Annotated in this window: 17 protein-coding genes; 3 read left to right on the top strand and 14 right to left on the bottom strand. The window is 67.4% G+C overall.

The window, feature by feature from the left end; genetic code table 11:
* Positions 1-211 precede the first annotated feature (211 nt).
* The 13 genes from ptsP to AC5QAB_RS19100 form a co-directional block, all read right to left on the bottom strand.
* A complete protein-coding gene (gene ptsP, locus AC5QAB_RS19040) occupies positions 212-1,981 on the bottom strand; it encodes a phosphoenolpyruvate--protein phosphotransferase (RefSeq protein WP_495233568.1) in 1,770 nt (589 codons plus the stop codon).
* 2 nt (positions 1,982-1,983) lie between these two features.
* Positions 1,984-2,253 (bottom strand): HPr family phosphocarrier protein, encoded by a 270-nt coding sequence (locus tag AC5QAB_RS19045; protein ID WP_005408385.1) that lies wholly within the window; start codon positions 2,251-2,253, stop codon positions 1,984-1,986.
* A complete protein-coding gene (locus AC5QAB_RS19050) occupies positions 2,246-2,638 on the bottom strand; it encodes a PTS sugar transporter subunit IIA (RefSeq protein WP_032958481.1) in 393 nt (130 codons plus the stop codon). The genes AC5QAB_RS19045 and AC5QAB_RS19050 overlap by 8 nt, the downstream gene beginning before the upstream one ends.
* 500 nt (positions 2,639-3,138) lie before the next feature.
* Positions 3,139-4,023, bottom strand: coding sequence for an RNase adapter RapZ (rapZ, locus tag AC5QAB_RS19055; RefSeq protein WP_495233569.1), 885 nt, complete (start codon positions 4,021-4,023; stop codon positions 3,139-3,141).
* A 27-nt stretch (positions 4,024-4,050) separates the two neighbouring features.
* Positions 4,051-5,001 (bottom strand): HPr(Ser) kinase/phosphatase, encoded by a 951-nt coding sequence (hprK, locus tag AC5QAB_RS19060; protein WP_005408388.1) that lies wholly within the window; start codon positions 4,999-5,001, stop codon positions 4,051-4,053.
* Positions 4,998-5,450: a PTS sugar transporter subunit IIA gene (locus AC5QAB_RS19065; protein WP_032130191.1), complete on the bottom strand. Its 453-nt coding sequence runs from the start codon at positions 5,448-5,450 to the stop codon at positions 4,998-5,000. Before AC5QAB_RS19065 ends, hprK begins: the two co-directional genes overlap by 4 nt.
* A 21-nt stretch (positions 5,451-5,471) precedes the next feature.
* Positions 5,472-5,789: a ribosome hibernation-promoting factor, HPF/YfiA family gene (hpf, locus tag AC5QAB_RS19070; RefSeq protein ID WP_005415556.1), complete on the bottom strand. Its 318-nt coding sequence runs from the start codon at positions 5,787-5,789 to the stop codon at positions 5,472-5,474.
* A 58-nt stretch (positions 5,790-5,847) separates the two neighbouring features.
* Positions 5,848-7,269, bottom strand: coding sequence for an RNA polymerase factor sigma-54 (locus AC5QAB_RS19075; RefSeq protein ID WP_014646233.1), 1,422 nt, complete (start codon positions 7,267-7,269; stop codon positions 5,848-5,850).
* A gap of 40 nt (positions 7,270-7,309) precedes the next feature.
* Positions 7,310-8,029 (bottom strand): LPS export ABC transporter ATP-binding protein, encoded by a 720-nt coding sequence (lptB, locus tag AC5QAB_RS19080; RefSeq protein WP_005415558.1) that lies wholly within the window; start codon positions 8,027-8,029, stop codon positions 7,310-7,312.
* Positions 8,029-8,595 carry a lipopolysaccharide transport periplasmic protein LptA gene (lptA, locus tag AC5QAB_RS19085; protein WP_032959333.1) on the bottom strand — a complete coding sequence of 189 codons (567 nt, stop codon included), beginning with the start codon at positions 8,593-8,595 and terminating at the stop codon, positions 8,029-8,031. Before lptA ends, lptB begins: the two co-directional genes overlap by 1 nt.
* A gap of 101 nt (positions 8,596-8,696) precedes the next feature.
* Positions 8,697-9,272: an LPS export ABC transporter periplasmic protein LptC gene (gene lptC / locus AC5QAB_RS19090; protein ID WP_014646235.1), complete on the bottom strand. Its 576-nt coding sequence runs from the start codon at positions 9,270-9,272 to the stop codon at positions 8,697-8,699.
* Positions 9,269-9,817: a KdsC family phosphatase gene (locus tag AC5QAB_RS19095; RefSeq protein ID WP_014036245.1), complete on the bottom strand. Its 549-nt coding sequence runs from the start codon at positions 9,815-9,817 to the stop codon at positions 9,269-9,271. Before AC5QAB_RS19095 ends, lptC begins: the two co-directional genes overlap by 4 nt.
* A 67-nt stretch (positions 9,818-9,884) precedes the next feature.
* A complete protein-coding gene (locus AC5QAB_RS19100) occupies positions 9,885-10,886 on the bottom strand; it encodes a KpsF/GutQ family sugar-phosphate isomerase (protein WP_014646236.1) in 1,002 nt (333 codons plus the stop codon).
* Positions 10,887-10,940: 54 nt separating this feature from the next.
* On the opposite strand from AC5QAB_RS19100, the gene AC5QAB_RS19105 reads away from it, so the two are divergent.
* From AC5QAB_RS19105 to AC5QAB_RS19115, 3 genes are read left to right on the top strand one after another with little or no spacing between them, the layout of a single operon-like run.
* Entirely contained in the window at positions 10,941-11,171 is a 231-nt protein-coding gene (locus AC5QAB_RS19105) for a BolA family protein (protein WP_005408396.1), read from the top strand.
* A gap of 21 nt (positions 11,172-11,192) precedes the next feature.
* Positions 11,193-12,464 carry a UDP-N-acetylglucosamine 1-carboxyvinyltransferase gene (murA, locus tag AC5QAB_RS19110; protein WP_014646237.1) on the top strand — a complete coding sequence of 424 codons (1,272 nt, stop codon included), beginning with the start codon at positions 11,193-11,195 and terminating at the stop codon, positions 12,462-12,464.
* Positions 12,461-12,778, top strand: coding sequence for a hypothetical protein (locus AC5QAB_RS19115; RefSeq protein WP_032957609.1), 318 nt, complete (start codon positions 12,461-12,463; stop codon positions 12,776-12,778). Before murA ends, AC5QAB_RS19115 begins: the two co-directional genes overlap by 4 nt.
* A gap of 139 nt (positions 12,779-12,917) precedes the next feature.
* Here AC5QAB_RS19115 and AC5QAB_RS19120 read toward each other — a convergent pair whose 3' ends face one another.
* Positions 12,918-13,601 (bottom strand): DUF3108 domain-containing protein, encoded by a 684-nt coding sequence (locus AC5QAB_RS19120; protein WP_014036249.1) that lies wholly within the window; start codon positions 13,599-13,601, stop codon positions 12,918-12,920.

Consider the following 13,601-nt stretch of genomic DNA (forward strand, 5'->3'; position numbering starts at 1 on the left):
AAGAAAAGCCGCGATCCCGGCAAGGATGCGGCAACAGGGGTGTTCAGCGCGTCATTATCGCAAGGGGATGTTTCAGCGCATAGCCGCCGGGTGGCGGTAGTGCCGGCCGCTGGCCGGCAACCTCTTTGCCTTCGAGACGGGGTCAGATCCCTTTTCCACAGGAAAAGGGATCTGACCCCGCACGTGCATGCCCGGCGAATCAGCAGGGCGCTCAGGGCGTATCGGCCACCAGCGCCAGCCAGCGTTCGATGGCGCGGCGGTCGCGCGCGGCCAGCAGCTTCGGGGCACGGGCGCGCAGCGCACCCAGATCGGCTTCGCGGATGGCACGGCGCACCTCCAGCAACGTACCGGGATGCAGGCTGAACTCGCTCAGGCCCAGCGCCAGCAGCAACGGGGTCATCCGCGCATCACCGGCCATCTCGCCGCAGACCGCCACCGGAATGCGGTGGCGTGCGCCGGTCTCGATCACCATCTGCAACAGCCGCAGCACCGCCGGGTGCAACGGTGAATACAACTCACCCAGCGCCTCGTTGTTGCGGTCGGCGGCCAGCAGGTACTGCACCAGGTCGTTGGTGCCGATCGACAGGAAATCGACCAGATCGATGAAACTCTCCAGCGCCAATGCCGCCGCCGGGACTTCGATCATCGCGCCCAGCGGCACGTGCTCGGACACCATATGGCCTTCGCTGCGCAGCTGTTCGCTCAGCTTGAGCATGCGCCGGCGCACCGCCAGCAGTTCCTCGCGGGTGCTGACCATCGGCACCAGCACGCGCAGCTTGCCGTAGGCCGAGGCGCGCAGGATCGCGCGCAGCTGGGTGTCGGCCACCTTGGGCCGTGCCAGCGACAGGCGCACGCCGCGCAGGCCCAGTGCCGGGTTCTCTTCGTTGCTCAGGGTCAGGCCGGTACGATCAGCCTTGTCCGCACCCAGGTCGAGCGTGCGGATGGTCACCGGCCGGCCGCTCATGCCCAGTGCGGCATCACGGTAGGTCTGGAACTGTTCTTCTTCGTCCGGCAGCTCGTTGCGCTGCAGGAACAGGAATTCGGTGCGGTACAGGCCCAGCCCCTGCGCGCCCAGCGCATGCGCCTGGGTGACGTCCTCCAGCGATTCGGCATTGGCCAGCAAGGCAATGTCGACCTGGTCGCGGGTACGGCTGGGCTTGCTGCGCAGGCGGCCAAGCTCGCGCTGCTCGCGCGCGTGTTCCTTCAGGCGTGCGCGGTAGTCACGCAGGTTGTCGGCCAGCGGGTTGACGGTGATGCTGCCGTCGGCACCGTCGATGATCAGCACGTCGCCGTCGGCGACGCGGCTGAGCAGTTGCGGCACATTGACGATCAGGGGCAGGTGCAGGCTGCGCGCCAGGATCGCGCTGTGCGACAGCGCGCTGCCGGCGGCGGTGACGATGCCGACCACGCCCTGCGCCTGCAGCTGCGCCAGTTCGGATGGGGCGATGTTGTCGCAGACCAGGATCTCGCCGGCCAGGCCCTTCATCACCGGCGGGCGTTCGGGTTGCAGGAAGGCGTGGATGCGGCCGATCACATGGTCGAGATCGTCCATGCGGCTCTTCAGGTAGGCATCGTCCATGCCATCGAAGACCTTGGCCAGGCGGTCACGCTGCAGGCGCAGCGCGTAGCCGGCACTGTACGGGCCGCTGCGGATCAGTTCGTCCAGGCCATACAGCAGCTCGGGGTCGTCCAGCAGCAACGCGTGCAGGTCGAGGAACTCGCCCACTTCCTGGTTCAGTGCGCCATGCAGGCGCTGACGCAGTTCGTGCATTTCCGTACGCGCGGCATCCAGCGCACGGTGCAGGCGGGCCAGTTCGGCCTCGACCTGGTGGGCGGCCACGCGTTGCTCGGCCACTTCCAGTGCATGCGGCAGCCGCACGCGCGCCCGGCCCATCGCCGTTCCGCGCGCCGCGCCATGGGCGGCCAACAGCTGTACCGGCCGTTGGCCGGAAGGGAGCTGGCCGGCGCGTGCGCGTGGCACGCTCAGCTGTCCTCGTCGAAGCGGCGTTCGAACAGGCCCACCACCGCCTCCATCGCGGCGGCTTCATCTTCGCCGTTGATGCGCACGGTGACCGGAGTGCCCTGGCCGGCGGCCAGCAGCATCACGCCCATGATGCTCTTGGCGTTGATCTCACGGCCCTTGGCGGCCATGGTCACGTTGCAGCGGAACGGCGCCAGGGTCTGCACCAGCTTGGCGGTGGCCCGGGCATGCAGGCCCAGGCGGTTGCTGACGGTGAGTTCTCGTTCAAGCATCGTCGACTATCGCTCCATTACGGGTACCCGCCGCGGCTGTGGCGGGCAGTTGATCCAGTCCCTGTTCCGGATAATTCATCACCCGCAGCAACATCGGCAGGCTCAGCGCCGACACCCGGCGAACCGGGGTTCCCAGCCGGGCCAGCTGCCCTGCAAGGTTGGCGGGGCTGGCGCCGTACAGGTCGGTCAGGATCAGCACGCCCTCACCACTGTCGACCCGCCGCAGGGCGGCCGAGGCGAGCGGGAGCAGGGCGTCCATGTCTGCGTCGAACGGTACTTCGAAAGCTTCGGTTTTCAGCGGCAATTGCCGCAGGAGCCGGGTCGCCACGTCAAGCAGGGCGGTCCCGACCCCGGGATGTGTTACGAGGAGAATGCCACAGGTCATTACTGCACGTTAACAGGTCAAGGTGAATCGGCGATAGCAGCAGATGAGGGGCACTGTGTCCCGTATTCAGCGTTATCGGGGTCAGAGCCCTTTTCCCCTGGAAAAGGGATCCGACCCCATGCGTTTTTCGATGCCTGGCAGCGATTCATCCAGGCATGGTGTGGATCCATCGATCCATCGTGTCGACCAAGGTCGACACCTACCAACAGCGCACGGAATCTGTCAGAGGCGGGGCGGTGTGGGTAGGCAGGACCGTTGGCGCCATCGAGCCCCCATGGGTGAGGGCGCTTTGCTTGCGAAGCACTGCTTCGCAAGCGCCCGAACGCCCAGCCGCCAGCGGCTGGGCCGGACCCCGGAGGGGGGTTCACGGCGTGTCCTGCCTACCCACCGCCCCGCCATCCCACGGGATGCCGCTTTTGCTGTTGCTGTTGCTGTTGCTGTTGCTGTTGCCGGCCAGCGGCCGGCACTACCGGCGGGTGCCGGGCGCAGCCCGGCCACCCTCAATCCTGTTCGCGGTGGTACGTCGCCACGTCCTGCCAGCCCATCTCGCGGGCATGCCGGGCCATGCGCTCGGCCAGGAACACCGAGCGGTGCTTGCCGCCGGTGCAGCCGAACGCCACGGTCACATAGCTGCGGGTGCCATCACCCAGTTTCGGCAGCCAGGTATCGAGGAAGTCCATCAGCTGGGCCAGGTAGCGCTGCACGTCCGGTTGCGCTTCCAGGTAGTCGCGTACACCCGGTTCGCGGCCGCTGAGCGCACGCAGGTCCGGATCCCAGTGTGGATTGGGCAGCACCCGCGCATCGAACACGAAGTCCGCCTCGGCGGGTACACCGCGCTTGTAGGCGAATGATTCGAACAGCAGCGACAGGCCGGTGGCATGGTCCATCGCGAACTCGGTGATGATCCGCCGCCGCAGTTGGTGCACGTTGAGGTTGCTGGTATCGATCACCGCATCGGCCTCGCGGCGCAATGGCGCGGTCAGCTCGCGCTCGCGGGCGATCGCCTCGGGCAATGACAGGCCCAGCTGGCTCAGCGGATGGCGGCGGCGGGTGTCGGCATAGCGCTTGAGCACCGTTTCGTCGCTGGCCTCGAAGAACAGCACCTTCACTTCCACGCCGGCGTCGGTGGCCAGCTGCCGCCAGTCGCCCAGCTGGCTCAGGTCGGCCTGGCCGCGCACGTCGATGCCCACCGCCAGCAGGCGCGGCGCGCTGCCGTCGTGGTTGGCCAGCAGGCTGCGCACGAAGTCCGGCAGCAGGTGGATCGGCAGGTTGTCCGAGCAGTAGTAGTCCTGATCCTCGAAGGTCTTCAGGGCGACGGATTTACCCGAGCCGGACAGGCCGCTGACGATGATCAGGGTCGGGGCGGAGGGGGTGGCGGTGCTCATGGACAGGCTCTTCGAGGGGCAGGGGAATCAGGGTGTTCGCCGTTCCAGCAGATTGCTGTGGCGGGCGATGAACATCGCTGCCGGATCAATGCCCTTGGTGCGCAGGATGTGCAGGCGGGTGGCGGCTTCGGTCAGCACGGCCAGGTTGCGGCCGGGCATCACCGGCAGGGTGATCAGCGGAACGTCGAGGTCCAGCACATGGCGGGTGCCCGAGTCGCCGGTCAGGCGCTCGTAGCCATGCGGGGTGGGTTCGGTCATCGGCTTGGTCAGGTGGACGATCAGCCGAAGGTACTTGTTCTTCTTTACAGCCGTGTCGCCGAACATCTCGCGCACATTCAGCACGCCCAGGCCGCGCACTTCCAGCAGGTCCTGCAGCAGTTCGGGGCAGGTGCCGTCGAGCACGTCCGGGGCGATCTGGGTGAATTCGGGCGCATCGTCGGCCACCAGGCGATGGCCGCGGCTTAGCAGCTCCAGCGCCAGCTCGCTCTTGCCCGACCCGGCCTCACCGGTGATCAGCACGCCGATGGAATAGATCTCCATGAACACGCCATGCAGGATCACCCGCGGCGCCAGCGTGCGCGCCAGGTGGTAGGACAGGTGGTTGAGCAGTTCGTGGCCGCGCTTGGGCGACAGCCACAGTGGTGTACCGGATTCATCGGCGGCCGCGCGCAGGTCTTCCGGGCACGCCTGGTTGCGGGTCAGCACCAGCGCCAGCGGATGCGACTGCATGATCTTCTCGATGGTCTCCCAACGCTGGCGGGGTTCCAGCGCGTCCAGCCAGGACAGTTCCTCGGTGCCCAGGATCTGCACCTTGTTGGGATAGATCGCATTGAGGTAGCCGGCCAGTGACGGACGCCGCGAGACCGTGTTGCCGGCCTCCAGCTCGCGTTTCTCACCGGATTTGCCAGCGGCCCAGCGCAGCCCCAGCCGCTCGCGCTGCTGTTCGAACAGTTCACGGGCGGTGATGCTGGTATTCATGCGGCACTCGCAGGTGGGGTCATGTCCAGCGCCTCGCGCAGCGCCCGGGCATCGCCGGCTTCGCGCAGGGCCTGGCGGATGTCCGGTGCGGAAAACAGCTCGGCCAGCTCGGACAGCAGCATCAGGTGCTGGTGGGTGTAGTGGGCGGGGACGGCCATCGCGAACACCAGGTCCACCGGTTCGTCGCCGCCGAAATCGACCGGGGTCGCCAGTCGCAGCAGGGCGCCACGGGGGCGGTCCAGGGTCGGCGCGCGGCCGTGGGGGATGGCGATGCCGTGGCCGATCGCGGTGCTGCCCAGGGCTTCGCGCTGGCACAGGTTCAGATAGATCTGTTCGGCGTTGGCCTGGCGGCAGGCCAGCAACCCGGCGGCGGCCTGCAGGACGCTGTCACGGTCGGTGGCCGTGCAGAGCTGGGTCTGCACGGCCGCCAGGAGGTCAGTCAGGGGCATGTCTGCGGGGAACGGTGGCGATCAGCCACCATTGTCGCCCACCGGCAGCGGTGCGTGCTGCTGTTTTTTCTCCTTGTGCTTGATGACCAGGCGGTCAAGCTTGTCCGCGAGCAGGTCGATCGCGGCATACATGGTCTGGCCGCCGGCCTCGGCGTGCAGGGTCTGCCCCGGAATGTTGAGGCTGGCGTCGACGTGGTGTTCGGTCTTCTGCAGCTTGAGGGTCACCCGCGCTTCGCAGTGCTGGTCGAAGTGTTTTCCGATCCGGGCCAGCTTCTCCTCTACATAGGACTGCAGGGCCGGGGTGACTTCGACGTCTTTGCCAAACGTTTCGATGCGCATCGGGTTTCTCCTGTGTTCGGATGTGCCAATGAACCTCTCCGCCGGGCGCGGCGGCGCGTCAAGCGATTCTGACCCTTTCGTGCGAGGCGGAAATGTTCATGGCTTCACGATACTTCGCCACGGTGCGTCGCGCTACTGGAATTCCCGACGATTTGAGCAGGTCAGCCAGCTTGGCGTCAGAAAGCGGCTTGCGCGGGTTCTCGTCGTCGATCAGGCGGCGGATCATCGCCTGGATGGCCGTGCTGGACGCCTCGCCACCGCCTTCGGTATCGATACCCGAGGCGAAGAAGGCGCGCAGCGGCAGGGTGCCGCGCGGCGTGCGCACGTGCTTGCGGGCGATCGCGCGCGACACCGTGGATTCGTGCAGGCCCAGCTCGGCGGCGATCTCGCGCAGGGTCAGCGGGCGCAGCGCCTGCTCGCCGAATTCGAGGAAGCCGGCCTGTTGCAGGATCAGGCTGCGCACCACCCGCAGCAGGGTTTCGCCGCGCTGCTGCAGGCCCTTCAGCAGCCAGCGCGCCTCCTGCAGCTGGCCGCGCAGGTAGCCGGCGTCGGCCTCGCCACAGCGGCGGATCAGCTGTTCGTAGCCACGGTGGATCACCACCTTCGGCCCGGCATGGGCCGCCAGCGCTGCGCGCCAGATGCCGTTCTGCCGCCACACCACCACGTCGGGCACCACATAGGTGTCCTGCGACAGCGGCGCGATCTGCGTGCCCGGACGCGGGTCCAGCGAGCGCAGCAGCGCGACCGCCGTCTCGACCTCGTCCAGCGGCTGTTTCAGTTCATGCGCCAGCCCGGAGACGCCACTGCGCGGCAGCCGTTCCAGCGGGCCTGCGGCAATCTGTCGCGCCAGCGCCAGCCCCGGCGTGTCGGCAGGCAACACGTCCAGCTGCAGCTGCAGGCACTCGCCGAGCGTGCGCGCGGCAACGCCGACCGGGTCGAAACGCTGGATGCGATGCAGCACCGCGAGGATTTCATCCTCACCGGCATGGACCGCCGGCAGCAGGGTTTCGGCGATGGTGGCCAGCGGTTCGCGCAGGTAACCATCGTCGTCCAGCGCATCGATCAGTGCAGCGCCGATGCTGCGGTCATGCGTGGAAAGATGCGACAGGTGCAGCTGCCACAGCAGGTGGTCGGCCAGCGTCTCGGTTTCCGCCACGCGCTCGGCGGCACTGCCGGTGTCATCGTCATCGTCGAAGCTGCCACCACTGCCGGCGGCACTCCAGTCGAGTTCGGCCGGCGCCCAGTCGTCGCCGTTGTCGGTGCGTTCGGCGGGCGCGTCGGCATCGGTGCTGTCGCTGGCCTCATTGGCGGCACTGCTGTCGTTGCTGTCGGCCCAGTCCAGCAGCGGATTGCTCTCCACGGCCTGGGCGATTTCAAGCTCCAGCTCGGTCGTGGACATCTGCAGCAGCTTGATCGCCTGCTGCAGCTGGGGCGTGAGCACCAGCTGTTGTCCCAACGATGTCTGCAGCCGAGTCTTCATGCCTGTGCCGAACGGAAGGAAAGGGACCCGGCGCCTGCGGTCACAGCTTGAAGGAATCCCCAAGGTAGACGCGACGTACGTCGGCGTTGTCCAGGATCGCCTCCGGCGAGCCCTGGGCCAGCACGGTGCCCTCGGCGAGGATATACGCGCGGTCGCAGATTCCCAAGGTCTCGCGCACGTTGTGGTCGGTGATCAGCACGCCGATGCCACGCTGCTTGAGATGGGTGACGATGCGCTGGATTTCACCCACCGAGATCGGGTCGACACCGGCAAACGGTTCGTCGAGCAGGATCAGGCGCGGCTGCGCGGCCAGTGCGCGGGCGATCTCGCAGCGACGACGTTCGCCACCGGACAGACTGGCGCCGAGCTGGTCGGCCACATGGCCCAGCTGCAGTTCGTCGAGCAGGCTGTTCAATTCGCGTTCGCGGCCGGCCGAATCCAGGTCTTCGCGAAGCTCCAGTACCAGGCGGAGGTTGTCGGCCACCGTCAGCTTGCGGAACACCGACGGCTCCTGCGGCAGGTAGCCCACGCCCTGCTTGGCACGGGTGTACATCGGATCGCTGGTGATGTCCTTGCCGTCGAGCACGATGCTGCCGGCATCGGCGGCGACCAGGCCGACGATCATGTAGAAGCAGGTGGTCTTGCCGGCACCGTTGGGGCCGAGCAGGCCCACCACTTCACCGGCGTCGAGGGTCAGCCCGAAGTCCTTCACGACTTCGCGCTGCTTGTAGCGCTTGCGCAGGCCCTTGGCGACGAGCATTACTTCTTGCTCCCGGCCGGCTTGGCCGACGTGCTGGCCGGCGCCGCCGCCTTGGGCGTGGCCGCCGGCTGTGCCGCCGCGTTCTTGTTCTTCGGCGGAATGACGGTGCGCACGCGGCTGCCATCGCCACCGGAATTCATTTCGCCGCTACGGGTGTTGTAGACCATGCGCTGGCCGGCATTGGTGCCGCGCGCGCTGGTGACCTTGTAGTTGCCGGTCAGGGTGATGATCTCGGTCTTGATGTCGTAGTCGATGCGATCAGCCACCGCGTCCATCCAGGTGCCATCGTCGAGCTGCTGCTTCATCGTGGCCTGCTTGCCGGTGAACACCGCACGCACGGCCTCGCCGTCCTTCAGGTAGATCTCGGCTTCGGACGAGCGGATGTCCAGCGAGCCCTGGGTGACGGTCACGCCCTGCGAGAGCACGGTCTTGCCATCGCCGGTGAGCACGCCCGACTGCGCGCCGGAGTCGATGTTCATGTTCTCGTTGCGGTCGGTGGACTTGGCAAAGGCAGCGCTGGGAACAAGGAGACCGAGCGCGAGTACGGCTGCAAAGGGAATCTTCATCGGGGTCCGTTCTACCGGTGGGGCCGCCCGGGAAACCGGGGGCGGATGGGTGGGCTGCCTGCCTTGCGCCTGTCCGGGGACGTCGCAGGAGGGCGGCGGAATCAGCGTCGGGGCGTGTAACGGCCCTTGGACTGGCTGAGGAAATGATACGTGTTGTTCTTCGAATCCACCTCGAAGCCAACGCCGGACTGTTCCATGCCGGGGCGGGTCATGGTGACCAGCGCATCGGTGCGGGCACGGTTCTCCTTCGGGAACACGTCCAGGTGGTCGGTGCGGAAGGTGGTCGGCACCACGCCCGGATCGGCCGGGCTGTCGCCGGCGACATTGCCGCGCAGCTTCATCTGGTCGCCCTTGGCGCTGAGCCAGCCGGTCTCGGCACGCAGGGTCCAGTGCTTGCCATCCTTGTCCGGCATCTCGAACAGCGGCGTGGCGATGTTGATGGTCTGGTCGCCACGCTGGCGCTCCAGCAACGGTGCGCGCAGGGTGGTCGATTCCTTGCCGTGCTCATCCAGGGCGACGACCTGGAAGTCGTGCAGGACGTAGTCCACGCCGACATCTTGGCCGGCAGTGGCCGGACCCTTGTCGCGGTTGCGCAGGGCCGCCCAGCTGCTGAGCAGGGCCGCCAGCAGCAGGCCGATGCCGAGCAGGGTGCGCCAGTTCAGGCTCGGCAGGTTCATGCGCCGAACCTCGCCAGGACCGCGTCCACATGTCCCTGCGCGGCCAGCAGGATGTCACACAGCTCACGGGCTGCACCACGTCCGCCATCGGCGCGGGTCTGCCAATGCACGCGCTCGGCGATCCACGGGTGGGCGTTGGCCGGCGCCACCGCCAGGCCGACCGCGCCCAGCGGTGCCAGGTCAGGCAGGTCGTCGCCCATGAAGGCCACCTGCTCCAGGCCGATGCCGTGCTGCGCACACAGCGCCTGCACGCTGGCCAGCTTGTCGCCCACGGCGATCTGGGTATCGATGCCGAGGTCGGCGCCGCGCCTGAGCGCGGACTGGCTGTTGCGCGCGGTGATCAGCACGGGGTGGATGCCGTGCTGCTGCAGCAGTTTCAGGCCCAGGCCATCCTGCACGAAGTACGCCTTGCTCTCGTTGCCGTCCTTGTCGTAGTACAGCCGACCGTCGGTGAGGGTGCCGTCCACGTCGAAGCAGGCCAGGCGGACGCGGGCCGCGGCGGCATGCAGGTGGGCGGGGAAGGCGGGCAGGGGGGACCAGGGCATCAGGGTGGCAGGCTCGGTGGATTCGGGTTGGGACGGTACAGACTGAATGGGGTCTACGGACTGTCGGTTAAACCACCCGGGCCCGCAACAGGTCATGAATGTTCAGGGCACCGACCGCCCGGCCCTGGTCGTCAACCACGATCAGGCCCGTGATCTTGTGGGTCTCCATCAGCCGGGCAGCCTCCACCGCCAGCTGGTCGGCGCCGATGGTACGTGGGTTGCGGGTCATCACATCGGCGATCTTCGCGGTGCGCACGTCCAGCGCGCTGTCCAGCGCCCGGCGCAGGTCACCGTCGGTGAACAGGCCGATCAGCACACCGTCGGCATCGACCACGGCGGTCATGCCCAGCCGCTTGCGGCTCATTTCGACCAGCGCCTCGCTGAGGCTGGCGTCGGCCCCCACGCTGGGCAGGTCCTCCCCGGTGTGCATGACGTCGGTGATATGCAGCAGCAGGCGGCGGCCGAGGCTGCCGGCCGGGTGCGAGCGGGCGAAATCGTCGGCGGTGAAGCCGCGTGCGTCGAGCAGGGCCACGGCCAGCGCATCGCCCATCGCCAGCGAGGCGGTGGTGCTGGAGGTCGGCGCCAGCGCCAGCGGGCAGGCCTCGGCCGGCACGCTGACGTCCAGGTGGATATCGGCGGCGGTGGCCAGGCTGGACTGCGGGCGGCCGGTCATGGAAATCAGCACGTTGCCCTGGCGCTTGAGCACCGGCAGCAGCATCAGCACTTCGTCCGATTCGCCCGAATAGGACAGGGCCAGCACCACGTCGGCCTCGGTGATCATGCCCAGGTCACCATGGCCGGCTTCGCCCGGATGCACGTAGAACGCGGGAGTGCCGGTGGAGGCCAGCGTAGCGGCGATCTTGCGGGCGATGTGCCCGGACTTGCCCATGCCGGTGGCGACCACCCGGCCGCGGCTGGCCAGGATCGCCTGGCAAGCCTGCTGGAAGGCCTCGCCGAGGCGGTCGGCCACGGCATCCAGCGCCTGCCGCTCGATCTCGAAGACGCGGCGGCCGCTGGCGACCAGGCCGGCAGGGTCGACGGAACGGGGGGGCAACAGGGATTCGGCCATGCGGACGCCACGCAGCGGAAGTAGAATGGAGGCACATTTTATTAGGAAAGCCCGTTGGACGCCGACACCATCCGCAACCTGATCGAAACCGGCCTGCCCGGCGCCCGCGCCGACGTGCAGGGCGACGATGGCGTGCATTTCGAAGCGACCGTGGTCTGCGAGGCCTTTGCCGGCAAGATGCCGCTGGCCCGCCACCGGATGGTCTATGCCACCCTGGGCGACCTGATGGGCGGCGCGATCCACGCGCTGGCGCTGAAAACCGTGACCCCGGCCGAAGCCGGCTGAACCGCAGAAGATCCCGAATACATGGCCAAGATCGTTGTGACCGGCGGCGCTGCGCTGCACGGTGAAGTGAGCATCTCCGGCGCCAAGAACGCCGTCCTCCCCATTCTCTGCGCGACCCTGCTGGCCGATGCGCCGGTGGAGATCACCAACGTGCCGCACCTGCACGATGTGGTCACCACGGTGAAGCTGCTGGGTGAACTGGGTGCCAAGGTCACCATCGACCAGGGCACGCTGTCGCGCGGCAGTGCGATCGTGGTCGACCCGCGTCCGGTCAACCAGCATGTCGCCCCGTACGAGCTGGTCAAGACCATGCGCGCCTCGATCCTGGTGCTGGGCCCGCTGCTGGCCCGCTTCGGCGCGGCGGAAGTGTCGCTGCCCGGCGGCTGCGCGATCGGCTCGCGTCCGGTCGACCAGCACATCAAGGGCCTGCAGGCGCTGGGCGCCGAGATCGTGGTCGAGAACGGCTTCATCAAGGCCACGGCCAAGCGCCTGAAGGGCGGCCATTTCACCTTCGACATGGTCAGCGTTACCGGCACCGAGAACGTGCTGATGGGCGCGGTACTGGCCGAAGGCACCACCATCCTCGACAACTGTGCGATGGAACCGGAAGTGACCGATCTGGCGCATTGCCTGATCGCGCTGGGCGCGAAGATCGAAGGCCTGGGCACTGCCCGCCTGGTCATCGAAGGCGTCGAGCGCCTGTCCGGCGGCCGCCATGAAGTGCTGCCCGACCGCATCGAGACCGGCACCTTCCTGGTGGCTGCGGCGATGACCGGCGGCAAGGTCACGGTCAACCGTGCGCGCCCGAACACCATGGACGCGGTGCTGTCCAAGCTGGTCGAAGCCGGTGCGAAGATCGAGACCACCGACGACACCATCACCCTGGACATGCAGGGCAAGCGGCCGAAGGCGGTCAACCTGACCACTGCGCCGTACCCGGCGTTCCCGACCGACATGCAGGCGCAGTTCATGGCGCTCAACTGCGTGGCCGACGGCGTCGGCGTGATCAACGAAACGATCTTCGAAAACCGTTTCATGCACGTCAACGAGTTGCTGCGCCTGGGCGCGGACATCCAGGTCGAAGGCCACACCGCCATCGTGCGGGGCAGCGAGCACCTGAGTGGCGCACCGGTGATGGCCACCGACCTGCGTGCCTCGGCCTCGCTGATCCTGGCCGGCCTGATGGCCAGCGGCGAGACCACCATCGACCGCATCTACCACCTTGACCGTGGCTACGAGAACATCGAAGAGAAGCTGTCTTCGCTCGGTGCCACCATCCGGCGCGTGCCATGATCCTGCGCGGCAAGTTCAGCCCGCGTCGCAAGGCGCTGCTGGCGCTGGTGCTGATCGTGCTGGCGTGGCTGGGCTACGCCTGGTACGCCAACATCGCCATCACCCAGGGCATCGAGCAGAAGGACATGGACTGGAATGGCGATGGCACGGTCTCGCGCGACGAGATCATCGAGTCGTTCTATGCGGTTGCGGTGAATGACAGCCAGGACGGCAACCGCCATTGCCGCACCTTCGTCTGGCGCAGCACCGGCGAGCAGATCCGCGTGGACTGCCGTACCGAGTTCAAGCCGGCGGCGGCCGAAGAAAAGAAGTAAGAAAAACGCCCGCGAAAGCGGGCGTTTTCTTTTCGCGGGGCCCGGGGTCGGATCCCTTTCCATCGGAAAGGGCTCCGACCCCAGCCACACAACCGGGGTCAGAGCCCATCCCCGAGGGGATGGGATCCGACCCCGGCACTCAGTTCATCGCCTTGATGGTCAGGTCCAGGGCATCGCGGTCGTTCTCCCGCTGCAGCATGCGCGCCGGCACCGGGAACTCCGGCACGATCCAGGCGATCAGCTCCTTGTTGCCGTCGGCACGCGAGACCTTGGTCGCTTCGTAGCTCTTGCCGCCCACGGTGATCGACTCCTTGCCGATCACGCGGTAGGTCATGTTCTTGATGCGGCCTTCGTCGACCATGCGATAGGTCAGCGGCTTGCCGGCGGCGAGGTCACGGGCGATCGCCAGGTTGATCAGCAGCGCGTCCATGTCACCGGATTTCAGTGCGATAGGTCCAGCGCGGTCCGGCTTGATGTCGCCGGTCCAGGTGGCCTGGTTGCTGGTCCAGTTGTAGTTGGCCTGCACGTTGCGCTTCTTCACCAGCAGCGCCGAACGGTCCTGGCTGCTGAGCGGGCGCAGCTGGCCGCGCACTTCTTCGAACACGGTGCTCTGGCTCAGGTCGGCCAGCTGGTTCTTCACCTGCAGCGTGTAGCGCCACTTGTTGGCACCCTCGCTGCTCAGCGTCATGCTGCCATTGGCCTGCATGCCCATGTAGCTGGCCAGGTAATCGGCCTTGAACGGCTGCAGGGCCATGGCCGGCAGGCTGGCCACCGACAGCGCGGCTGCAGCGATCCAGGTGAGGGGGCGGGTCAGGGTGCTCAT

The sequence above is a fragment of the Stenotrophomonas sp. YJH_SMC_127 genome (genome assembly GCF_059372445.1).